Origin of the sequence: Paenibacillus sp. TAB_01 (genome assembly GCF_043945595.1) — a bacterium.
Lineage (GTDB): Bacteria > Bacillota > Bacilli > Paenibacillales > NBRC-103111 > Paenibacillus_S.
The window spans coordinates 4,584,933-4,606,481 of sequence record NZ_JBIFNP010000001.1; the positions used below are offsets into that span (position 1 = coordinate 4,584,933).

Here is a 21,549-nt window from a genome sequence, read left to right on the forward strand (position 1 = left end):
GCTATATATTATTTGATCGGGTAAGCGATGACCGACATAAGAGCGTTTTCAGCCTGAGTGGCATCCAAGCGGCTGTATTGTACGATAATCGGGATATTGCTCTTCACTTCTATAGCGTAGGGAACGCCAACAGGTATTGGCGTCCCTTCTTTTGCTAAGGAGCTTGTGCGGATATGCTTCGTACGGCGGGCCTGGACCACTTCTTCCATATTTTCCAGCGGGTCGCGGTCCTCGAAGAAGATCGTGATGCTTAAATGGGCATCCTCCGATGCGGTATTCAATACACAAATCGATTCGTGGCTGGTTAACGCTCCGGAGCTAAGCTCCGGAATGTAACCATCAGGAATAATCCATACCTTTTCCCCAGTAGCCGATGGCATATGACAGCTCCTCCTTATAATTAAATCATCCTAACTTCATTGCGATTGCAGCCGCGGATTAGCGGGTGAAAGCAGCAGGTACGCCGCCGTCGATCGTCAGCATGCAGCCTGTCGTTTTGTCCGCTTTCGAAGAAGCGAAGAACGCGATGCCTTCCGCAATATCACGCGGATAAATGTTGACCAGCAATGTTGTACGCTTGCGGTAGTATTCTTCCAGCTGGTCCGGCTCGATGCCATAGGCAGCGGCACGCTCATTGCGCCAGCTTCCGTTCCAAATGGCCGATCCTTGCAGGATGGCATCCGGCAGAATCGTATTGACGCGAATGCCGAATTCTCCGCCCTCTGCGGCGATGCAGCGTGCAAGATGCGCTTCCAGTGCTTTGACCGCGCTGTAGGCCGTTGCGTTTTTGCCGGCATATACCGAGTTTTTGGAGCCGACGAACACCATGTTACCGCCGATCGCCTGCTCTTTCATGATGATGAAAGCTTCGCGGGCAACAAGGAAGTAACCCGTTCCGAGCACGTTCATGTTCAGGTTCCATTCCTTCAACGAGGTTTGATCGAACGGGCTGGACGTCGCAAGCCCCGCATTGTTGACGATGATGTCAACACCGCCGTAAGTAAGAGCCGTTTGCGCATAAGCGTCTTTGATCATCTCTTCGTTCGTTACATCCATCTTCACGGCGAATGCGCGGTTCTCGCCATACTTCGCGTTGATTTCGGAAGCGACTTTCTCAGCGCCTTCGAGGTTCAAATCCGCCAGCACCACATGTGCGCCCTCGGAAACCAGACGGCGTGCCGTTTCGCTGCCGATACCGCCCGCTCCGCCGGTGATGAAAGCAATTTTGCGGGAGAATTCGGCTTCTGCCGGAGCCAAGGACAGCTTGTAAAGCTCAAGCGGCCAGTACTCTACGTTGTAAGACTCGTTCTCGCTCAAGGAAACGAAATTGCCCAATGCCGTAGCGCCTCTCATCACTGCGATTGCGCGGTGGTACAAAGCGCCGCTGACTTGCGACATCGCCCAGCTTTTGCCGGTATTGATCATACCTACGCCCGGGATCAGAATGACGCGCGGAGCCGCTTCGAACATCACGTCGCCTTCATTTTTGTTACGCTCGAAGTAAGCTTTATATTCTTCTTTATAAGCTGCAATTCCTTCTTTCAGCTTCGCTTTCAAGCCGTCGACATCTTCTGCGTTCGGCGTCCAGTCGATGAACAGCGGAACCACTTTCGTATGAACGAGGTGATCCGGGCAAGCCGCTCCAACCTGGGACAGCTGTGCCGAATTTTCTCCGCCTACGAATTGAAGCACGTCTTCCGCGTCGTCGAACGAAAGAATCATTTTCTTCGCGTCGCTTACCGCACCGCGGATCGTTGGCATGACTTGCGCCGCAATGCTTCTGCGCTGTTCCGCAGCCAAAGCACCGTGCTTCACGCCGCCGAATACTTTGCATTCGTTAATGCGGGCTTCGATGAAGCTTTCCGCTTCAGTAATGATTTTGATCGTTTGGGCATAAGCCGCTTCCGAAGTTTCGCCCCAAGTCACCAGACCGTGCTTCTCCATCAGAACAAGCTCAGCTTTAGGATTGTTTCTTACGCCTTCTGCGATCATTTTGGACAGCTTGAAGCCGGGACGGATATAAGGAACCCATACGAAACGGTCGCCAAAAATTTCGCTCGCCAGCTCTTTGCCGTTGTCTGCGCAGCAAAGACTGATGATGGAGTCCGGGTGCGTATGGTCTACATGTTTAAATGGAAGAAAAGCATGAAGCAAAGTTTCGATAGAAGCGCGCGGATGCTTCGCGTCGATCATACAGTTGGCCAGATAGGCAACCATCTCTTCGTCAGGCATTTCGTCTTTCTCGTACAGCGGACGAATGTCGTCCATGCGCAGGCCGGTAAAATTGGACGCTTTCATCGTAGCGAGGTCGGAACCGCTGCCTTTCACGAACATGACTTCCACATCGCGGCCGCGGAAATCCTTCACGATAGTTTTGCTCGAGGTATTGCCGCCGCCGTAATTGCAAACGCGGCGATCCGTGCCGATCAGATTGGAACGGTAAACCAGTTGATCCAGCCCTGTAGCGAGCTCTGCTGCCTTTGATGCTTCCCACAAACTTTGTACCATGACTATACCTCCGAGTAAATGTTTATTTGGATTTGTTTTTATATTAGCACATTTGTTTTTGTTTGAATACACTAAAATCAAAAATAAACAAAAACAAAACAAAAGAAGCGAAGATGAATTGTGGAGCAAACCCATACGCCGGACGCTAGAGAGGGAACAGGTATGGGGCGAAAAGTTTACGTACCGTGTTTGAAGTCGTGTTCAAATATATTTAGATAAGCCTGTACGCAAATTGTGCAATCCATAAAAAGGAAGTACAATGGAACCTGGGAAATGCGGATTCAGATAAGCGAAGAAAAACGAAAAGCCGTTAAGCCACTTCACTTGGGCCCCTATCTAAAGCCGTATAGAGGCTCTATGATCCAAGACCCACCGACAAATGCTGAATAACTCATTATGCATTGCTCGCCGGAGCAGGGGACGTTATAGAAGATCATGTTTCGACAGAGCCCGCTTAGAGTCGTGAGAGTTAATCGACCGCGCGCATCAGGTTATGATCGGTATGTCCCCGCTCCGTGTCCGTCAGCATGGGTGAGCCGCAAATTGGGACAAGCTAAATAGCAATCCATTGGATTTTGAAGATGAACTGCTTATTTAAAACACCCTATTTTTACGGATGAAAAGGAGTTGTTTCTTGATGACCAACCGCACAACGAATCCGAAGGTTGATGCGTTTTTAAGTAAAGCCAAAACGTGGAAGGAAGAATACGAGAAGCTGAGGGCGATCGTTCTTGACTGCGGGCTGACCGAAGATTTTAAGTGGATGCATCCTTGTTACACGCTGGAGAATAAAAACATCGTTCTAATCCATGGATTCAAAGAATATTGCGCGCTTCTGTTCCATAAAGGCGCTTTATTAAAAGACCCCCGGGGGATTCTAATCCAGCAGACGGAGAATGTGCAGGCGGCGCGTCAGATCCGGTTCACCAATGCTGAAGAAATCGATGAATTGAAAAATATCCTGAAAGCTTATATTCATGAAGCCATTGAAGTTGAAAAAGCCGGTTTGGAAGTGGATTTTAAAAAGCCTGCGGAATATACCGTTGCTGAAGAGCTTCAAAATAAATTCGACGAAATGCCTGCCTTGAAAACGGCCTTTGAAGCATTGACGCCGGGACGGCAAAGAGCCTACCTGCTTTATTTCTCCGAACCCAAGCAATCCAAAACCCGGGAGTCCAGGGTCGAAAAATATGTACAGCAAATTCTCGACGGCAAGGGATTAAACGATAAATAATAAAATAACCCCACAAAGTGGGGCTTGTGCTTCGAAGCAGACTCAGGTACTTTGCGGGCCCCGAAAACATATAAATTGTATCATGTTAAGAAAAACCACAGGCTGAGCCTGCGGCAAAGGAATAAATAAGATAAAGCTCAGGCCCCCGCCTCTAAACGCAGTGTTCTCGCATCCGTACAGCTTTTTTCCGGCGGCTGCATAGTAAGAACTTTCGGGCTCCGCTTAGAGCGGATACGGCCGCGCAGCTCCCGGCGCGCGTGCTTCGCTGCATGACGGCGGCCGGTCGAACCTCATCGCCGGGCGCTCATAAATGCTATGCCGGCGGGAAGCAGAGCAGCACCTGCAGCGCCTGCGCGTCGTCACCGCTGCGAATGAGCTCCAGCTCTTCGCTGTCCGCGGGAATAAAGAAAGAGTCGCCGGCCTGGACAGACAGCTCTCCGCCCGCCCAGCTCAGCTTGCCGGAGCCCTTCACGGCGATAGCGGTAAAGAAGCTGTCCTGCGGCTTCAGGCGCCAGCGGCCTGCAACCTCCAGCCGGTGCATGCGGAAGCAATCCGTATCCCGGCTTCCGATCAGCTGCCATTCGGAGCCTTCTTCCGTCCCCGTCAGCAAGATCGGATCCTTTTTCCAGCGCTGCATCGTTTCGTCGTAGCTAAGATCTTCATAATGAAAGCAGTCGAGCATCCGCTCGAATCCGATCCCTTGGTGGCATGCCTGATCCGGCACGGCATGGCCCCGCGGCGTCGTTCTTTCCGTACGGAGCGTCAGATCGGTCGGCTCCTGGATCTCAATTAAGAAGCAGCCGCTGCCGATCGCATGCGGCACGCCCCCCTCTACCAGAAATACCTCTCCTTCCCGTAAAGGGATTTGGTGGAGCGCATCCACCATGCCCTCGATATCCTGAGCCTCGAAAAGCTTGCGCCATACCTCGCGGGTTATGCCTGGCTTAAAGCCCATCAGCAAATAGGGCTCCACTCCATCGATCGTGCGCCCTCCGAGCACATACCAAGCCTCCGTCTTGCCGTAATCCGACTGAAACTGTTCCTTGGCGAACTTCCGGTCCGGGTGTACTTGAATCGTCAGACGTTCACTCGAATCAAGCGCTTTCACAAGCAAGGCGGACTGTACGCCATATTTGGCGACGTGCCCGCTTCCGAGAAAGCTTTGCGGACTGCGCTCTACCGCTTCCTTAAGCAATCGAACGGTACCGTCCGAGCCTATATATTGGCTGTAGCCTTCCGTAATGTGCTCGCGCCCTACATTAGCGGCCCGGACGAGCGAGCCGACCCAATCCTCCGGGAAAGCACCATCTGACGGCGCATCCGCCCCATGCCACCGATCCAGCAGCCCGCCTCCCTCATACGTCCGCCATACCCGGTTGGGAAGAAGCTTCAATGGCCGTCGCGAATCGGCAGCAGCGTTTCCTTGTTCCTCTAGTTTCATCAATCGAAAGCCTCCTCATGATCTTTATCCATAGACAGATGCCTACTTGTATCATAAGGAATTTCACACCGGATGTCTTCCCTTTCTTCACATCCCGTCTCCGATCCAGCGGCTCACCGAGCGGCTGGCTGGAAACAAGCGGCAGGGAGAAGTAAAAGGTGACCGTTCCCGCCTTCGCTTCAAGACCGAAGGAAGCGTTATGGTTTTGCAAAATCGTTCGGGCAATCGGCAAGCCGAGGCCGGTGCCGCTGAATTGTTTGCTGCGGGAGCTCTCCATCACGTAAAAAGGCTCCCACACCCGATCCCGAGGCCACTGAAAAAGTCCGTTAATGAAAAGGTACAGACTCTCAATATTTTGAGGGCGCTGTGCCTTTTTTCTTGTATACTTTAAAGTAATACGTCGGAAGGGTGAAGACCATGTTCCAGCCTCAACTTTCTTTTGCATTAAGCCCATACACAGCGCTATATGACCTCATCGTGCCGAAAGACAACATGCTACGCCAGATAAATGAGCTGGTTGACTTCTCCTTCGTCTACGACGAATTGAAAGCTAACTACTGTTTGGACAACGGCCGTAACGCCATCGATCCGTTGCGGATGTTTAAATATCTGCTTCTGAAAGCTATTTTCGAGGTGTCGGACGTGGATCTGGTCGAGCGCTCCCGGTACGATATGTCTTTTAAATACTTCCTTCAGATGGCTCCGGAAGAAGCCGTCATCGACCCGAGCTCCCTTACGAAGTTCCGCAAGTTGCGGTTAAAAAACATGGATCTGCTGGATCTGCTCATCGGCAAGACAGTTGAACTAGCTACTGCGCAAGGGATTTTAACGAGCACCTCCATCATCGTGGACGCGACGCATACAAAAGCCCGTTATAACCAGAAATCACCGAGGGAGATTTTACACGAACCGTTCCCGCAAATTGCGAAAAGCCATCTACTCTATCGACGAATCGCTGAAGGGGAAGCTACCTGCCAAGAACGCCGTGGATACGCTCGAGGCCGAGATCGACTATTGCCAGAAGCTCATCAAGGTTACCGAAACCGGGCTTGGTATCGCCCAACTGCCTAAGATTACAGAACCGTTGAATCTGCTAAAAGAGACCGTCGAGGATGACATAGAACAACTGCGCATCTCGCAAGATCAGGATGCGCGCGTCGGCCACAAGAGTGCAGATTCCTCGTTTTTTGGCTATAAGACGCATATTGCCATGAGTGAGGAACGAATCATTACGGCGGCAATTGTAACGACCGGAGAGAAGAACGATGGCAAGCAGTTGCAATCGCTCATCGAGAAAAGCAAGGCTGCGGGCATGGATGTAAAGACGGTAATTGGCGATATGGCCTATTCGGAAAAAGAAAACATCGCATACAGCAAGGAAAATCAGATTGAACTCGTCTCCCGGCTTAACCCACAAATCACCCAGGGTATGCGCAAAAAGGAAGATGAATTCGAATTCAATAAAGATGCAGGCATGTATGTATGCAAGGCAGGCCATATGGCGATTCGGAAAGCGCGGACAGGAAAAAAGGGAATCAGCAAAAACCAAAAGGACACTTACTATTTCGATGTGGAGCTATGCAAACGATGCCCCTTCAAAGAAGGATGCTACAAGGAGGGCTCTAAAAGTAAAACGTACTCGGTGAGCATTAAATCCGGGGAGCACGCCGAGCAGATGGCATTCCAGGAAACGGAGTATTTCAAAGAGAAGGCGAAAGAACGGTACAAGATCGAGGCCAAAAACAGCGAACTTAAGCACCGGCACGGGTACGACGTAGCCACGTCCTCGGGTCTGTTAGGCATGCAGATACAAGGAGCTATGGCCATATTCGCAGTAAACTTAAAGCGGATATTGAAACTGGCTGACTAAAAAATAGCGTAAAGCCCTATGAAAAATGCGGTACCCTCCGAGAAAATCGGAACAGGTGCCGCATTTTTTTCGCCTAACGCCTGGACTCACCGAAAAAACGTAAGTTCTTCAGTGGCCTCCCCGATCCCACCGGGCATCGTCGCCAATGTCCGTCTCATTGGAAATGCGGAAGCAAACCGTATTTCTCTCCGTTCGCATCCCTACATTAACCCGAGAGCCGACCGTATATTTCAGCGCATTGCTGAGAACATTGTGAAGCACGGACTCCAGCTTGGGCCGATCCGCCGTCACCCATGCGGTCTCGGGCAGCCGGTTTTCAATCTCCAGCATCAGCCCTTGCTGCTCGAACGCAATGCTATAAGCGTCAAGCGTCTCCAGCGCCAACCGGTGAAAATCGACCGCCTCCATACTGTAGGACACGACCTGCAGCCGGGAAAATTCCAGCAGCCGCTCGATCAAGCCGGCCATCTCTTCGCTCTGCTGACGGATAACGCCGGCATATGTACCGTCATCCAGACCGTCCTGCAGCCCGGACGTATACACCCGGATCAGCGACAGCGGCGTCTTCAGCTCATGCGAAATGTCCGCGATAAACGTGCGCAGATTGGCATTCCTCTCTTCCAGCGACCGGTGCGATGCTTCAAGCTTATCGCTCATCCGGTTAATGCTGCGGGCCAAAGTCTCGATCTCGTCCCCTGTCCGAATGTCCGCCTTGGTAAAAGATAAATGGGAGATTGCTTCGGCCGTCTCATTCAGCGTCGCAAGCGGCTTGACGATCCGCGCTGTATACAATGCGGAGAGCAGGATAAGCAGCAGCAGCATGCCGATCCAAATGTAGGCATTAAAATGATTGACGATTCGGATCGTTTCCGCCGAATGCGTGATCGATTCGCCTATGACGAACACGGAGCCGCCAACGGTCACGAAATTAGCCAGAAAGCTGGATTTCAGCTTCGTCTGGTCATATATTTTATTGACCCGTCCACCGTCGCGCAGCAGCGCGATGCTCTCCTCCGTCAGCCAAAATTTGCTGAGCGCAATGCCTTTGCGGTTCAGCAGCAGCAGCAGCCCGCTGTTCAGATCATTGACCGGATCCGACAGCGGGGCATAGGCGATCGTCACCTCGTTCTGCTCCTCTATCGCGGGAATCTGCTCGATTAAGGGACCAATGTCCATTGCGGTAAGCCCGGAGACGAGCTCGGCCAGCTTGTGCTTTTTCTGATACAAGAAATATTTCGGCAAAAAATACGTATTCACCGCAAACGAAAGAACAAATACAACGCACAGCGCGGCGGTGATCCGCACGATCAGCTTCCGCGTCAGCTTACTCATCGGCAGCCTCGAGACAATAGCCCATCCCGCGATGGGTTCTGATATGCTGCTCGCCGATCTTTTCCCGAAGCCTGCGGATGTGGGTATCGACCGTCCGTTCTTCGCCGAAATAATCGAAACCCCATACCTGGTCGAGAAGCATTTTACGCGTCACGATCTGGCCTCTGTTGAGCGCAAGATATTTCATCAGTTGAAATTCCTTATGCGTTGCCAGCACGTCCGTGCCGCCGCGGTACACCTTCTGTCCTTCGAGATCGACGGTCAGATCGCCGATCATCAGCTTCGAGGTGAGCTGCAGCAGCTTTTGGGCCCGGAGAATCAGAATGCGGGGATCAAACGGCTTGCGCACATAATCGTCCGCACCGGATTTCAGGGCGAGCAGCTCGTCCTCCGGGTCTCCCTTGGCCGTCAGCAGCAATACTTTCGTTCGGCCGGTTTGCTTGATTTCCTGGCATACCTCAATCCCGCTGTGCTTCGGCATCATCCAATCCAGAATGGCCAAATCAATTGTATGATTATAGTAAATATCCAGGGCGGCCTCGCCGTCCTGCGCAAGAAACAGCCGGAAGCCCTCTTTGCGGAAATAAGCTTCCAGAATCTGCAGCATAAGCGGCTCATCCTCTGCGAGCAGCAGGTTCATCTCCGAGCCCCCTTCCTGAGCGGTGCCGCGTAGCCGTGACACGCTGTCTTTTTACTTATCATTATAATCTCCCATTGTTACACCAGTATGAAACAACCCCACAAAGTAAGGCTTATGCTTCAAAGCCGACTCAGATACTTTGCGGGGCACCCGAATAAATTCTATCATGTTGAAATAAACGGCGGTCGGGGACGGCCCCTATATTCGTAACATCCGCAATATTTTACCGCGCCTCTATTTCCCTGCACATTCCTGTAACATTCCTTCCTTACACTGACGCTGCTGGTTAACCAAACAACGGGAGGAATATATTTATGAGAAAAAGATTTGCTTGGACTTGTGCTGCCAGTCTTTGGGCCGGTATCTTAACCGGATGCCAGGACAATGCAGCAGGCCGACTCGAAGCGGCAAAGCCGCAGCTGACAGCGGAGGCCGCACAGCCTGCGGGCGAGCCCTTCGATTATGAGGTGGACCCCGAAACCTTCACCCTGGCCGTCATTAAAGACGGCGTTCGCGTACCGGCATCGGTCTCTCTGCCCAAGGCAGCGGTAACCGATCTGGTCCAAAGCAAGGATTCGGTCGAGTGAACCTATCCCGGCCAGGTGCATGTGCGGATAGCCAAGAAAAGCGACTATTTGGACATTCGTCTGGAGTCTGTCGGAGCCGAGCAGTTTCAATGGCCCTCCGTCAAAGCCGACCGCTACCTGCTTCCCTTGGGCGAAGGGAAACAGATTCCGGCCGACGACACGAATTGGCGGACGTTCCTGAAGGACCAGAGCTATACGTGGAGCGAATCGTTCTCCATGGACTTTTTTGCCCTGCAGGCCAATCCGTTCTCAATCGTCTATGTGGTGACGAACAAGTTCAACGACGAGGTGCATTTCGATACGTCGTCGTCTATCCAGTTCCAATTCACCCATGCGTTTCCTTCCATCAATCCGGATAAAAGCTACGGGTTCCGCCTATATGTCACGGGCAATGATCCGCAGAAGGTCGTACAGCCCTACCGCAGCTATGTCCAAGAGAACGGAAATATCGTGACACTGAAGCAAAAAGCCGCGGACAATCCGAATATCCGCAAGCTGTACGGAGCGCCGCAAATTTATTTGTGGAGCGAGTCTATTCTTACCGATGCCGATGTCATGTGGCCGAAGCTTCGAACGATACTGCCGGTGTCGCTTGGCCCTTGGCTCGTACAGCTTCTTGCCGGTTCGGCCGACGGCAGTGAAGAGCTCACGCAGGTGTTAAAGGATATAAAGAAACAGGATTACTTGGATAAATATCAGAAAAGGGTTGTGCTGAGCGCCCTGAATCAAGGCATAAAGCAGCGTGGCTTCTATTCTCCATCCATGTTTCCGAAGCCGGGCGAAGAGGCACAGAAGCTGATCGATCAGGGAATGGGCAAGCTCAGCGAGCAAAAGCTGTATGAATTGAACAAGCTGCTGCTCAAAAGCGCGCTGCAGGACGCCGTGCCCGCCATTTCCGCATGGGGTCAGGCAGGTTCGACGGACCTGATCAAGGAGTTAAGCAGCTCCGGCGTGAAGAACGCGTGGATCGGACTGCCGAATTGGGCTGACGGACTGATGAACCCCCAGCTGGTTGACGAAGCGAATCGGGCCGGTTATCTCATCGCTCTCTACGACTCCTATCATTCCATTCAGCAAAATCCGGACCCTTCGTGGAATACGGCTTCGTTTCCCGATCCGTCGTTGTATGAGAACGCAACAATTACGCGCAAGGACGGAACGAAGGTGCCCGGCTTTCTGCAAAGAGGGCGCAAGCTGAATCCTGTCTTGGCGATGCCGAGCGTCCGGCAGCGGGCAGCCGGCATTCTGCAGGACGGCATCCGCTTCAATTCATGGTTCGTGGACTGCGACGCCACGGGCGAAATCTATGACGACTACTCGCCGGCTCATTCGACAACGCAGCAGCAGGATCTGAAGGCCCGTCTGGAACGGCTCGGCTATTTCGCCGACGATAAGCAGATGGTGGTCGGTTCGGAAGGGGGAACGACTACGCCAGCAGCGTCATTGCCTTCGCCCAAGGCATCGAGAGTCCGGTCATCGCCTGGGGCGATCTCGATATGCGGGAGAACCAGCAAAGCGAGTATTACGTGGGCGGCTACTATGCTCCGGACGGCATTCCCGACCGGTACGGCAAAGCGGTGCCTGTTAAACCGCTGTATGAAAAAGTATATACCGACCCGGCCTACTCGCTTCCTCTGTACAAGCTGGTCTACAATGATGCGATCATTACGACGAATCATTGGGAATGGGGCACGTATAAAATCAAGGGCGAAGAAGCGGATAAGATGCTTTACGGGCTTTTGTACAACGTTCCTCCTCTGTATCATTTCGGACCGTAAAACCTGGGAAGAGGACAAAGCCAGCATCCTCGATTATCTGAACGTATGGTCCCCCTTCCATCAGCAGGCGGTTTCCCATGAGATGAGCGCATTCGCCATCCTGACGGACGACAAGCTTGTTCAGATCGCACAATACGGAGAAGACTTGAAGGTTATCGCCAACTTCTCCGATCGCGAAGTGACGGTTGGGGATGAAACCATTCCTGCCAAATCGGCTGTTCTTTACGAGGGAAAGCAGCGCTTGATCTTCGATGCGGCCGCGAATGCCAAGCTGCTGCCTTAATTGCGGGACAGACGACTGTTGTCATATGGCGCTAGTTCGTTGCACAAGTAGGGACGGCGAATCGAGCAGTCTCTTAGCAAGCAAGTAAAAATATTCTGCGGCTAGTGAGGCCGCTGAGAAATTTACGGAGAGTGCGGAATCATTCAATAGAAGCTAAAGCGTTCGCCTTTGTCCGTGGCAAATAAAGACGCTTCCAGAACCACCTTTGCAGGTGGAATGGAAGCGTCTTTTAATTAGGAAGCTTATCCTTATAGCAAAGAGGAAGCGAGCGATTCCCTCTCTTATTCCATCGAAGTAGCCAGGTCTTTGATCCACGGAAGCCCCTTCGTCGGCTCAATATGGACCTCCGATTCGGGTACTGCGCGGATTGAGCACAGATAGCCCGCTTTGCCGTCCACGACCGCCATGCACTCCTTGCAGGCATTGGCCGACCGGCACGAATATCTCACCGCCAGCGACGTATCCTGATGCTCGCGAATCCAGAAGATCGCATCCAGCAGACTCATCCCGTCGTGGTACGGCACCTCGTAGTCTTCCGTTCTTCTGCCCGTCTCCGCATCGCCGCGGACGACATGCAATGTGACGTTTGCCATGCTTATTCCCCCCCTCGACTCGGTTGTGCCGGATCGGCTAGTGACAATTCCTCCATCGTCCACTGACGCTGCTCGTCCAGCCGGAACTTCGTGCTGACGGCGGTATCGTAGGCTTGGTCATAATCAAGACGCACATGCGCGCCCCGGGATTCCCGGCGGGCCAGCGCCCCGATGATGATCGCTTCGCTCAGCTTCAGCATATGGAGCAATTCGAGCTTCTCCACCAGCGTCAGCGCATAAAATGCCTGCTTCGCCAGCGCGATGCCTTCCACGCGTCCGGTCAGCTCGCGCAGCTGCTCCAGCGCAAGGTTCAAGCTGGCTTCGGTCCGCAGCGGTCCTGCGCCTTCCCACATCAGCTGCTGCAGCTCGCGCTTCACCGAAAGCATGGCCGTCTCGTCCTTGTCCACCTCACGCGGATGCCACACCTGCTCCAGCCGCGCGAACTCCCGCGCCAGCTCCGCCTGCAGCCGTTCGGCCGAAGCCTGCCGGCGCTCCGCCTTCGCCGCGGACTCGGCCGCGGACTCGGCCGCGATGCGTCCGGTCACCAGCGCTTCCGTGATCGCGTTGCCCGACAGCCGGTTCGCGCCGTGCATGCCGTAGATCAGCTCGCCGCAGGCGAACAGCCCCGGCACGGTCGTTTCCATGCGCGGGTTCACGCGGATGCCGCCCATCGTGAAGTGGGCCATCGGCGCGACTTCAACCATATCCCGGGTCAAGTCGACGCCCTGGTTTTTCAGAATGTCGATCACTGGCCCGAACGCCGCTTTCAGCTTCTCTTCCGGCACCATGCGGAAATCGAGGTAGGCGCCGCCGTGCGGCGTGCCCCGGCCCGCTTCCACCTCTTTGAAGATCGCAAAGGTCGTCTGATCGCGCGCCGCGGTGTAATTGCCCGCGACTTCGTTGTTATATTTGTCCATAAATTCTTCCAAATTGCCGTTCAGCAGGCGGCCACCCAGCTTGTAGCGGAACGGGCCCACATGATCGGATCAATGCCGACGAGCGGCGGATGCAGATGAGCAATCGGGAAAAACTGCACCATTTCCATATCCCGCAGCTCCGCTCCCGCTTCAGCTGCCAGCATAAAGCCATCGCCGGTCATATTCGCCGATGCGCTGTTGCGCGCATAAATCTCGGTCAATCCGCCGGTGGCCAATATGACCGCGTTCGCCGCGATCGTGACCGGGCGGAACTGCTCCATCGTAAACCCGACCGCACCGACGACCACGCCGTCCTCCACGACCAGCTTCGTGATCATGATGTTCTTCAGCCGTTCGATCGCTTCGTCTTTCCAGATCGCCCGGCGCAGTCCCGCCGAGGTCGCGCCGCCCGTGTTCAGGATATCGACGTAGACGCAGCGGCGGCGTGAATGGCCCGGCGCCACGACCTGGGAATGCTTGCCGTCCGGCGTTCTCGCCCATTTGACTCCGTAGCCTTCGGCTTCGAGAATCAGCTCGGGTCCGCGGTCGACGATCGTGCGGACGATCTCCGGGTCCGCCATGCCGCGGCTGCCCTTCATCGTGTCTTCAAAATGAATGTCCGGGTTGTCCTCTTCGGCGTCTCCGAGCGCAACCGCTACGGTCATCTGCGCGAGAATCGTCGCGCCGCCCCGGCCTACGAGGCTCTTGTCGGCCAGCACGACCTTCGCGCCTTCCGCCGCGGCCGCTTTGGCTGCCATCATGCCGGCTGCGCCGGAGCCGATGACCAGAACGTCTGTTTCAATATGCAAAGGATTCATGAGTGTGCGCGCTCCTATCTGTCTATGAGGATTGTCCGGCGATGGTTTTGCCGATCGGCTGGACGGTAATGCCGGCCTGCTTCAAGGACTCGTTGATCGTTTGAGCGAATTCGAGCGCATGCACGCCGTCGCCGTGAATACAGATCGTGTCCGCTTGAATGCGGACGTCTTCCTGCTGCCGTGACAGCACTTTGCCCTCGTTGACCATGCGGATGACCTGCTTTACCGCCTCCTGGTCATCGGTGATCATCGCATCCGGCTGACGTCTGGGCGTCAGCGATCCGTTGGATTGGTACGTACGGTCGGAGAACACCTCGCTTGCAGTGCGCAGCCCGATCTTCGCTCCGGCCTTCAGCAGCTCGCTGTTGGCCAGTCCCAGCAAAATCAGCTCGGGATCGACCTTGTACACGGCTTCCGCGATCGCTTCCGCCAGCGCAGGGGTCACCGCCGCCATGTTGTATAATTCGCCGTGGGCTTTGACGTGCTGCATCGTGCCGCCCTCAGAGCGGACGAAGCCCCACAGCGAGCCGATTTGATAGACGACGATGTCGTACGCCTCCTGCGGCGAAATATCCATCTTCCGCCGGCCGAAGCCGATCAGGTCCGTGCAGCCCCGGATGCGCGCCGATGCCGACACCGTGCTCCAGCGCCAGCTTGACCGTTTTGCGCATCGTCCCGGCATCCCCGGCATGAAACCCGCAGGCAATGTTGGCCGAGGTTACATAGGACAAAATTTCCGCGTCTCGGCCCAGGCTGTACGCCCCGAAGCTTTCCCCCATATCGCAATTCAGATCCACATATCTCATTGGCATTGTTCCTCCTCTGATTTTTTGATCGCCGTATCCTTGATCGCTGTTTCCTGATGAACCGCTATTCCTGCTTGATCGTCACGTCCTGCTCGCTCGATCGCTATAATCTGATTATCATTGCTTTCTTATCACATAAAACGCATCGGAATGCTTTTTCTTAAAAAATCCAGGTTCAGCTCCGTCATCAAGTGAACCTCCTGCGCTTCCTGCAGATCGACCTGCTGGAAGCGGACGCTGCTGCCGATTTGCGCCTGCGCCAGCAAGGGCAGGTCTGCCGAGATGACCTGCGCGATCTTCGGGTAACCCCCGGTTGTCTGCCGGTCCGCCATCAGCACGATCGGGTTGCCGTCCGGCGGCACCTGGATCGTCCCGAACGTCACCGGCTCGGACAGCATCTCCCGGCGCTCGCGCATCTGCAGCGGCTGCCCCGCCAAGCGGTAGCCCATCCGGTCCGACTGCGGCTGGACTTTAAACTCCGCCGAGAAGAACGTCTCGAGGCCCGCCTCATCGAACAGCTCAAACTGCGCGCCAGGGAGAACCCGAAGCTTCGGATTGGCTTCGTAAGCGGGCATCAGCTCGTAGGAGACGCGCCAGGCCACCGAAGCAAACGGCGCACCGCCCGCCTGCCCGCCGCGGAGCCGCTCGAGGATCCGCGAGCCGAGCGCGGTCACAGGCTTCGTGCGAAGCCGATCGCCCGCCTTCAGCGCCCGGCCCTCGAAGCCGCCGAGCCCGGCGCGCAGATAGGTCGAGCGGCTGCCCATCCGCTGCGGCACGTCGAAGCCGCCGGCGACGGCAAGATAGCAGCGGCAGCCTTCGCGGGCGGAGCCGAACTGCAGCGTCGCCCCGGCCGGGACATAAACCGGCCGCCATAGCGGCACGGGGTCCCGTCGATGCGGGGCGACAAGTCCGAGCCGCCGATCGCGATCAGCGCCGGCGCGTCGAAGGTCAGCACCGGGCCGATCACCGTGATCTCGAGCGACGCTTCGTCCTCCCCGTTGCCGACGAGCAGATTCGCCGCCTTGTGCGCGAAGCTGTCCATTGCGCCGCTGGCGATGACGCCGTATTTCTGGTAGCCGTACCGGCCCGCATCCTGCAGCGTGGAGAGCAGGCCCGGTTTATGCACCTGCATCGTTGTAGTCATCGGCTGTCCCCTCCCCATTGGTCATACTCCTTGCGGGTAATCGGGTAAAAGCGGATTCTATCGCCCGCTTCAAGCAGCGTCGGCGGCTGCCTGTCCGGCAGAAACAACGCCAAAGGCGTCCGGCCGATCAGCTGCCAGCCGCCCGGCGTCTCGATCGGATAGACGCCGGTCTGTTCCCCGGCGATGCCGACCGTGCCCGGCGGGATGGCCAGCCTTGGCGTCTGCTTGCGCGGCGCCGCGATCCGCGGATCCATGCCGCCCAGGTAAGGAAAGCCCGGGGCGAAGCCCAGCATGTAGACCAGGTACGAGCCGCCGGCATGAATCTCGATCACTTCCTCCGTGCGGAGCCCGTTGATCTCGGCGACATGCTCCAAATCGACGCCGAATTCATCCCCGTAGCAGACGGGAATCTCAACAATCCGCGGCTCGGACACGGCACCTTCCTGGATATGCTCCAGCATCTCGATCAGCCGCCGCTTCACCCCGTCATAGGGATAGCGGATCTCTCCCTGAGCCATCCCTTGGCTATCTTTTAGAAAAATGCGAACCGGGTCATAAACGACCGTCACCGAGGTGAAGGCCGGAATATATTCCACCAGGCCATCGAACGGATGGCTGTCGAGATAGTCGGAAAACACGCTGACCTTCGTGTGCGTCTCCTCATCGACCCGTTCGCCGAGCTTGACTACAATGGCGCAATCCCCCAGCGGGGACATTTCCAAATACCGAATATCAATCCCCTCCTTCGTACGTTACGGGTTTTCGCTCCAAGCTGCCTTAAGCCGCTCCACTGTCACACGTCCCTTGGCAATGTGCCGCATGGAATGGAGGGCTTCTATGCTTCCCCTGCTCCATTGTCCTATCTCCGCTGCCGATTGTGCGCCCCGCAGCGTCTAATGAAACAGGTCAGCCCCAAGCCGGCCTCGCCCAGATAGTCAACCTATCTGAACTATGGCTAGATTCTCGGGGCTAAAAATTCCGTTTTACGGAATTACATTTCCGATATTCGAAATAGATTATAAATTCATTATAGTTCCAACCTGCTTGTTAGGCAATCCCGGTTTCCTCGTTCTCCACATCCTGGCCGATCGGCTCCCATTTGATCAATAGGGTTGCCAGCAGACCGAGAATCGGAACGATAGCCAGCAGCAGCAGCGTATTGTATAAGCCCGCCATAGCCAGTACAACCGGGAAGAGGAAGAAGCCCAGGATACTGCCGACCCGTGTAATGCCTTGACCAAACCCGGCCCCCAGTCCGCGAAGCTCTGTCGGGTAGGACAAGGTTGCCATGGTCATGCCCTGCGAGCCCGGACCGAACGCGTGACCGAATATAAATGCGGCCAGCAGCACGGCGGAAGCTCCAATATAGGCGTTGCCGATCGTTCCCATTACGAGAAGACCGAGTCCGGCAACGATATAGCCGATAATCGACAGCTTGCGAACGCCCCAACGGGTATTCAGCGACGCGCCCAGGAAACCGCCGAGGGCGCCGAACAAATTAAAGACAATGGTACCCGTAATGGCATAAATAACGCCTTTTCCGAACAGGATGGTAGAAATCGTCGGGATATAGAAACCTACCGCAAAATATTCCATACTCTGGGTGAACGTGATAATCGAAGCCAGCAAAGTTCTTAATTTGTATTTGCCTTGAAAGATCGCTTTGTAAGAAACCTTTTCCTTGTTTACCTGCTCAGCGCTCACTTTGACAGCCGGATGAACATTCACTTGAATGTTATAGGTTTTCCGGATCACCTTGGCGCTTTCCTCCAGTGACAAATGATGAGCTGCCCAAAGCGGGCTTTCATTCATATAAAAATACCGCAGGAACAAAACGATAAGAGCAAAAACCCCGCCAAGACCAACCGACCATCTCCAAATATATTCATGCTGATTCAGAAAATAGAACGGCAGCGCGATCAGGCCGGTAACCGATGCGGCGCTGAACCACAGAGGGCACCAGAGCGTAACGTTGGCCCCTTTTTTCTTCAGGTTGCTGTATTCCGCAATGAAGCTTAAGGCTACAGGGATATCCAGGCCGACCCCGATCCCCATCAGCAGCCGGAAAAAGACAAGCCAGCCAAAGTTCGGAGACAACGCTGCGCCGAGCGCTGCAAAAACCATCAAAAACAAGTCGATCAAAAACATTTTGTTACGGCCGAATTTATCGGTATAATAACCGCCAAAGACCGCGCCGAGCAAAGAACCAACGGCCATAATCGCCGTCAGGCTGCCCAGCTCCACGGCCGTCAGACCGAACTGCTGCTGAAGCTGCGCCGTACCAATGCCGATGCTTGTAAAGTCATAGGCGTCGACAAACACGCCTGCGAGCGCCAGCAAAATAATTTTAAACCCGGGCTTGCTTACCGGATTGGAGTTGATGAAATCAACAATGTCCCGTCTGCTTCTTACTTCTAATACTTGTCCACTCATTAACGTGCGACCCCTTCCTATTGCTTTCCTGATGTATATCCCGGCCTATCCCCAATACTTTCCTGCTTATGATCCGGTTCTCGCTGCTTTTCCATACCTAAGCCTTCTGACACAACCCCATTTCCTTTTTATTGTTGATAGCTCCTTTATTCCAAATTCCGTATTTCGGAACTTTAAATCCGAAATTTAAACCCTATATATACGATCATTATAGTCGGTATTTTGCAAAAATCAAGAAAAAATTTTCATATTTTTATCATAATCCTCAGGAGAGAGGTTGGGATTCATTCTGCATCCGTTGTATACTTAATAACGGCCCCTTAAATGGTCTCCAATCATCCCATATTCAAACACGCAAGCAGGAGGAACAAGTGCAAAACAAAAATAAGACCGTTGTAAGGTTCATGGATCTTCTTAATCTATTCTTGAATCACATGAAGCTCAACATAAACGAAATGGTGCAGCTTTCCGGCATCCCCAAAACATCCGTCCATCGAATGATCGGTTCCTTAGAAGAGATGGGATTTCTGCATAAGGATAAAGATGGCCGCTACTCGCTTGGCCTGCTGTTCCTGCAGTTTGGAAATCTGGTCGCGGAACGGCTGGATATCCGGCATATCGCTTTAGAAGGAATGCAAAAGCTGCGCGACGAGATCGGAGAAGCCGTCCATCTGGTTCTGCGGGATGGTAATGAGTCCATCTACATCGAAAAGCTGGATACGGATCATCCCGTGAGGCTTTTTACGAAGATAGGCAAAAAAGCGCCGCTTTATGCAGGCGCCTCCTCGCGTATTATTCTTGCATTTATGCCGGAGCAGGAACGAGAGGCTTATTTGAAAGAGGTGGAATTGAAGCCTGTCGCCTCCGGTACCATCATCAGCAAAGAGGAGCTGAGTGCCTCTCTGGCGCTTTCCAGACAGACGGGATACAGCTTCAGCCGTTCCGAGCTGGAGAATTACACCGCGGAGTTAAGCGCTCCCTTATTCGATCATTCCGGTCAAATTATTGCCGCGCTTAGTATTGCGGGACTTGAAGTGCATTTTGGGGAAGAGCAGCTGCCTAACCTTATTCAGAAGGTTACATCCGCTGCGCATGAAATATCCCGGAAGCTTGGGTATATCGGGCAGGGCTAGATAGCTAGGCAGCCTCCAGGCTGCCCCGAAACGCAGGTGGGGTATCTTCTGAGGGAGGGGATAACCCACCTGCGTCCCCACCATGTGAGGGAGGTCTCTCCCCCAAAGGGCAGGGCGGGCGTCGTTCCGTTAAGCTCAAACTAAAGCAAGCTGGGCTAGGGCAGCAGCACAATCCCGCCAATGCCTATAAGCACCAGCAAACTCCCTGCAATCACCCGCAGGGTGATGCCTTCCTGATTTTTTAACAGAAAGTAGCTGAGAGGAATAACCAGCAGCGGCTGCGCCGTGGTGATCAGCGTAGCAATGGCAACCGGTATGTAATGCATGGCGGCAATTTGTCCGATTTGCGCCGAAATGGTCAGCATGCCGCTCAGCGCATATAACCGGACGGCCTTGGGATCGGCGGTTCGCAAGGAAGAGGTAATCTGTCTTGCCTTTTTATTGAGCAAGATCTGCAGCATGACGCCGGTCAAAGCGCCGAGAAAGCCTCCGAGCACCGGCTCGTTCCAATCCTGAATTCCCGATCCGCGCGTAATATTGCCCAGCGCATAGGAAATCGATCCCAATAATGCCAGTGCGGCTCCCGGCTGGATGAGCCCGTACCAGCTTTGCCAGCCCGAAGCTTTCCTGTGTTGTGCCAAAGAAACATCTTCTTGCAAGCCTGCGGCGACGTATTTCCCCGACGGGTTATAGCTGACCGCAAAAAGGCCCGCCAGAACGACCAATACCCCCGCAAACTCCCAGTAAGACAAGGTTTCGTCCAGAAACAGCCATGCCATGAGAAAAGTGAACAGCGGGCTGCTGACCATAAAGGTGCTGGCTTTGGCCGGGCCTAGTTTGGCGATCGAATCGAAATACATCGAACGCCCCAAGTAAGACGCGAAAATGCCGGATATGACAAACATAAAGAAACCGAAAGGGTGAAATGCCACAGGATCGTCCATCACCATGAGACGAATGAGAAACAAACAGCCGGAGAACAGCACATTCACCGAAATCGAAATCATAAATCCAATGTCCAGGCTGAGCCGCCCGCTGGCAGCCTTGGTTACAATCACGTTCAAGGAAAACATCAGCAGCGATAAAATAGCAAATAATTCCCCCATCAATAATCCTCCACCATTTGATTTCATGATCTATGCCAGACAGGCGTGCCTATGATAAAACCGTCTATCGACACCGCTTCATGGATTTTCGAACGAAGAAAAAGGATCCCAGCGATCCGCCGGCATCCCCCTGTTTATTTTACCACTTATTTCTTCGCAATGATCATAAATCGTTTCGAATTGGTCATAATTCCTCGTTCCGTCCGGCTGCGTTCGATGAATGCATGAAGTATGTCAAAATCGTTTTCACCGGTTCCAAAATCCGAAATAATCGGGGTATGCTTCAAAAGAAAAACAATATCCTCATCCGTCTGGTAATACTCGGCCGCATCATATTCAAAAGATTGAATATCCGAAAACCCGGCTTCGGTCAAATCGGAAATGTATTTATGTTTTAATTCTCCGTCTTCCATTCCAAACTGCTGCCCTCTTTGAAAAGCCTGCTTGATATTCCGTTTATCATGCTCGCCTATTTGCTGCGTGAGAAAGATTCCGCCCTCGGCCAAAACTCTTGCAGCCTCCTGCGCGCTGAATTCCGACTGTCTGCACGAAACGATATGAAAAAAGCCCGCCGGGAATTCAAGGCTTCCGGCATCCATCTGCAGAAAGCGGGCACGGTGCTCGTTTGCCTTCAGCGCATTAGCCTGAGCGGTGCGGATCATCCCTTGCGATAGGTCTATACCGACAAGCAGCAAGGCGGACTCTGCAATGGGCAGCAATTTTTCCCCGCCGCCGCAGCCGATATCAAGCCAGAGGTCGGTCTTCCTGCACCTCTTGGTTACTTCCTCATAAAAATCCCATTGCTCCCCCACGGTCCGAACGTTCAGCCGGCTAAAGTCCCAGCCGTTCACGCTTCCCATCTTTTCATAAAAGCTTTTATATTCTGGCGGTTCCATCCCCCACACTCCTTCACAACCGTGCGCTCA

At 54.0% G+C, this 21,549-nt stretch carries 17 protein-coding genes and 3 pseudogenes; 5 read left to right on the forward strand and 15 right to left on the reverse strand.

What is annotated here, in order from left to right; translation table 11 throughout:
• Positions 1-8: 8 nt before the first annotated feature.
• Positions 9-380: a sensory rhodopsin transducer gene (locus ACHHV8_RS22290; protein WP_395161660.1), complete on the reverse strand. Its 372-nt coding sequence runs from the start codon at positions 378-380 to the stop codon at positions 9-11.
• A 58-nt stretch (positions 381-438) separates the two neighbouring features.
• Complete coding sequence (locus ACHHV8_RS22295) at positions 439-2,508, reverse strand: bifunctional aldolase/short-chain dehydrogenase (protein ID WP_395161661.1); 2,070 nt, start codon at positions 2,506-2,508, stop codon at positions 439-441.
• A 637-nt stretch (positions 2,509-3,145) separates the two neighbouring features.
• Between ACHHV8_RS22295 and ACHHV8_RS22300 the strand changes: the two genes are divergently transcribed.
• Positions 3,146-3,742 (forward strand): YdeI/OmpD-associated family protein, encoded by a 597-nt coding sequence (locus ACHHV8_RS22300; protein ID WP_395161662.1) that lies wholly within the window; start codon positions 3,146-3,148, stop codon positions 3,740-3,742.
• A gap of 313 nt (positions 3,743-4,055) precedes the next feature.
• On the opposite strand, the gene ACHHV8_RS22305 is transcribed toward ACHHV8_RS22300, so the two are convergent.
• Together ACHHV8_RS22305 and ACHHV8_RS22310 are read right to left on the reverse strand one after the other, a co-directional pair.
• A complete protein-coding gene (locus ACHHV8_RS22305) occupies positions 4,056-5,183 on the reverse strand; it encodes a class I mannose-6-phosphate isomerase (protein WP_395161663.1) in 1,128 nt (375 codons plus the stop codon).
• A complete protein-coding gene (locus ACHHV8_RS22310; RefSeq protein WP_395161664.1) occupies positions 5,098-5,463 on the reverse strand; it encodes a hypothetical protein in 366 nt (121 codons plus the stop codon). The genes ACHHV8_RS22305 and ACHHV8_RS22310 overlap by 86 nt, the downstream gene beginning before the upstream one ends.
• 137 nt (positions 5,464-5,600) lie before the next feature.
• Here ACHHV8_RS22310 and ACHHV8_RS22315 point away from each other — a divergent pair.
• A pseudogene (locus ACHHV8_RS22315) lies at positions 5,601-7,053 on the forward strand (IS1182 family transposase).
• Positions 7,054-7,161: 108 nt separating this feature from the next.
• Here ACHHV8_RS22315 and ACHHV8_RS22320 read toward each other — a convergent pair.
• Both ACHHV8_RS22320 and ACHHV8_RS22325 read right to left on the reverse strand, forming a co-directional pair.
• On the reverse strand, positions 7,162-8,385 hold the full coding sequence (locus ACHHV8_RS22320; protein WP_395161665.1) for a HAMP domain-containing sensor histidine kinase: 1,224 nt from the start codon (positions 8,383-8,385) through the stop codon (positions 7,162-7,164).
• Positions 8,378-9,025: a response regulator transcription factor gene (locus ACHHV8_RS22325; protein ID WP_395161666.1), complete on the reverse strand. Its 648-nt coding sequence runs from the start codon at positions 9,023-9,025 to the stop codon at positions 8,378-8,380. The genes ACHHV8_RS22320 and ACHHV8_RS22325 overlap by 8 nt, the downstream gene beginning before the upstream one ends.
• Positions 9,026-9,339: 314 nt before the next feature.
• Here ACHHV8_RS22325 and ACHHV8_RS36820 point away from each other — a divergent pair, with 314 nt between their 5' ends.
• A complete protein-coding gene (locus ACHHV8_RS36820; RefSeq protein ID WP_483874886.1) occupies positions 9,340-9,612 on the forward strand; it encodes a hypothetical protein in 273 nt (90 codons plus the stop codon).
• 21 nt (positions 9,613-9,633) lie between these two features.
• Entirely contained in the window at positions 9,634-11,673 is a 2,040-nt protein-coding gene (locus ACHHV8_RS22330) for a glycoside hydrolase (protein ID WP_483874887.1), read from the forward strand.
• A gap of 281 nt (positions 11,674-11,954) precedes the next feature.
• On the opposite strand, the gene ACHHV8_RS22335 is transcribed toward ACHHV8_RS22330, so the two are convergent.
• From ACHHV8_RS22335 to ACHHV8_RS22365, 7 genes and pseudogenes are all read right to left on the reverse strand, one after another.
• Positions 11,955-12,266 (reverse strand): 2Fe-2S iron-sulfur cluster-binding protein, encoded by a 312-nt coding sequence (locus ACHHV8_RS22335; protein ID WP_395161667.1) that lies wholly within the window; start codon positions 12,264-12,266, stop codon positions 11,955-11,957.
• A 2-nt stretch (positions 12,267-12,268) separates the two neighbouring features.
• A complete protein-coding gene (locus ACHHV8_RS22340) occupies positions 12,269-13,183 on the reverse strand; it encodes an FAD-binding protein (RefSeq protein ID WP_395161668.1) in 915 nt (304 codons plus the stop codon).
• A gap of 20 nt (positions 13,184-13,203) precedes the next feature.
• Complete coding sequence (locus ACHHV8_RS22345; protein ID WP_395161669.1) at positions 13,204-14,001, reverse strand: FAD-binding protein; 798 nt, start codon at positions 13,999-14,001, stop codon at positions 13,204-13,206.
• A 22-nt stretch (positions 14,002-14,023) separates the two neighbouring features.
• Positions 14,024-14,807: pseudogene (locus tag ACHHV8_RS22350) on the reverse strand (LamB/YcsF family protein).
• Positions 14,808-14,938: 131 nt separating this feature from the next.
• Positions 14,939-15,969 (reverse strand): annotated as a pseudogene (locus ACHHV8_RS22355) (5-oxoprolinase subunit C family protein).
• Positions 15,948-16,667 carry a 5-oxoprolinase subunit PxpB gene (pxpB, locus tag ACHHV8_RS22360; protein WP_395163591.1) on the reverse strand — a complete coding sequence of 240 codons (720 nt, stop codon included), beginning with the start codon at positions 16,665-16,667 and terminating at the stop codon, positions 15,948-15,950. The pseudogene ACHHV8_RS22355 and the gene pxpB overlap by 22 nt, the downstream one beginning before the upstream one ends.
• 331 nt (positions 16,668-16,998) lie before the next feature.
• Entirely contained in the window at positions 16,999-18,384 is a 1,386-nt protein-coding gene (locus ACHHV8_RS22365) for an MFS transporter (RefSeq protein ID WP_395161670.1), read from the reverse strand.
• Positions 18,385-18,755: 371 nt separating this feature from the next.
• Between ACHHV8_RS22365 and ACHHV8_RS22370 the strand changes: the two genes are divergently transcribed.
• The gene (locus tag ACHHV8_RS22370) at positions 18,756-19,517 is read left to right on the forward strand and encodes an IclR family transcriptional regulator (RefSeq protein WP_395161671.1); all 762 of its coding nucleotides are present in this window, start codon (positions 18,756-18,758) and stop codon (positions 19,515-19,517) included.
• Between the two features lie 155 nt (positions 19,518-19,672).
• Here the strand turns inward: ACHHV8_RS22370 and ACHHV8_RS22375 are convergent, their stop codons facing one another.
• Complete coding sequence (locus ACHHV8_RS22375) at positions 19,673-20,623, reverse strand: DMT family transporter (RefSeq protein WP_395161672.1); 951 nt, start codon at positions 20,621-20,623, stop codon at positions 19,673-19,675.
• Positions 20,624-20,769: 146 nt separating this feature from the next.
• On the reverse strand, positions 20,770-21,519 hold the full coding sequence (locus ACHHV8_RS22380; protein ID WP_395161673.1) for a class I SAM-dependent methyltransferase: 750 nt from the start codon (positions 21,517-21,519) through the stop codon (positions 20,770-20,772).
• Positions 21,520-21,549 lie beyond the last annotated feature (30 nt).

Coding starts and splice junctions, on each gene's coding strand:
- ACHHV8_RS22290 (WP_395161660.1), bottom strand. CDS start 380: ATGCCATCGGCTACTGGGGAAAAGGTATGGATTATTCCTGATGGTTAC.
- ACHHV8_RS22295 (WP_395161661.1), bottom strand. CDS start 2,508: ATGGTACAAAGTTTGTGGGAAGCATCAAAGGCAGCAGAGCTCGCTACA.
- ACHHV8_RS22300 (WP_395161662.1), top strand. CDS start 3,146: ATGACCAACCGCACAACGAATCCGAAGGTTGATGCGTTTTTAAGTAAA.
- ACHHV8_RS22305 (WP_395161663.1), bottom strand. CDS start 5,183: ATGAAACTAGAGGAACAAGGAAACGCTGCTGCCGATTCGCGACGGCCA.
- ACHHV8_RS22320 (WP_395161665.1), bottom strand. CDS start 8,385: ATGAGTAAGCTGACGCGGAAGCTGATCGTGCGGATCACCGCCGCGCTG.
- ACHHV8_RS22325 (WP_395161666.1), bottom strand. CDS start 9,025: ATGAACCTGCTGCTCGCAGAGGATGAGCCGCTTATGCTGCAGATTCTG.
- ACHHV8_RS36820 (WP_483874886.1), top strand. CDS start 9,340: ATGAGAAAAAGATTTGCTTGGACTTGTGCTGCCAGTCTTTGGGCCGGT.
- ACHHV8_RS22335 (WP_395161667.1), bottom strand. CDS start 12,266: ATGGCAAACGTCACATTGCATGTCGTCCGCGGCGATGCGGAGACGGGC.
- ACHHV8_RS22340 (WP_395161668.1), bottom strand. CDS start 13,183: ATGGACAAATATAACAACGAAGTCGCGGGCAATTACACCGCGGCGCGC.
- ACHHV8_RS22345 (WP_395161669.1), bottom strand. CDS start 14,001: ATGAATCCTTTGCATATTGAAACAGACGTTCTGGTCATCGGCTCCGGC.
- pxpB (WP_395163591.1), bottom strand. CDS start 16,667: ATGTCCCCGCTGGGGGATTGCGCCATTGTAGTCAAGCTCGGCGAACGG.
- ACHHV8_RS22365 (WP_395161670.1), bottom strand. CDS start 18,384: ATGAGTGGACAAGTATTAGAAGTAAGAAGCAGACGGGACATTGTTGAT.
- ACHHV8_RS22375 (WP_395161672.1), bottom strand. CDS start 20,623: ATGGGGGAATTATTTGCTATTTTATCGCTGCTGATGTTTTCCTTGAAC.
- ACHHV8_RS22380 (WP_395161673.1), bottom strand. CDS start 21,519: ATGGAACCGCCAGAATATAAAAGCTTTTATGAAAAGATGGGAAGCGTG.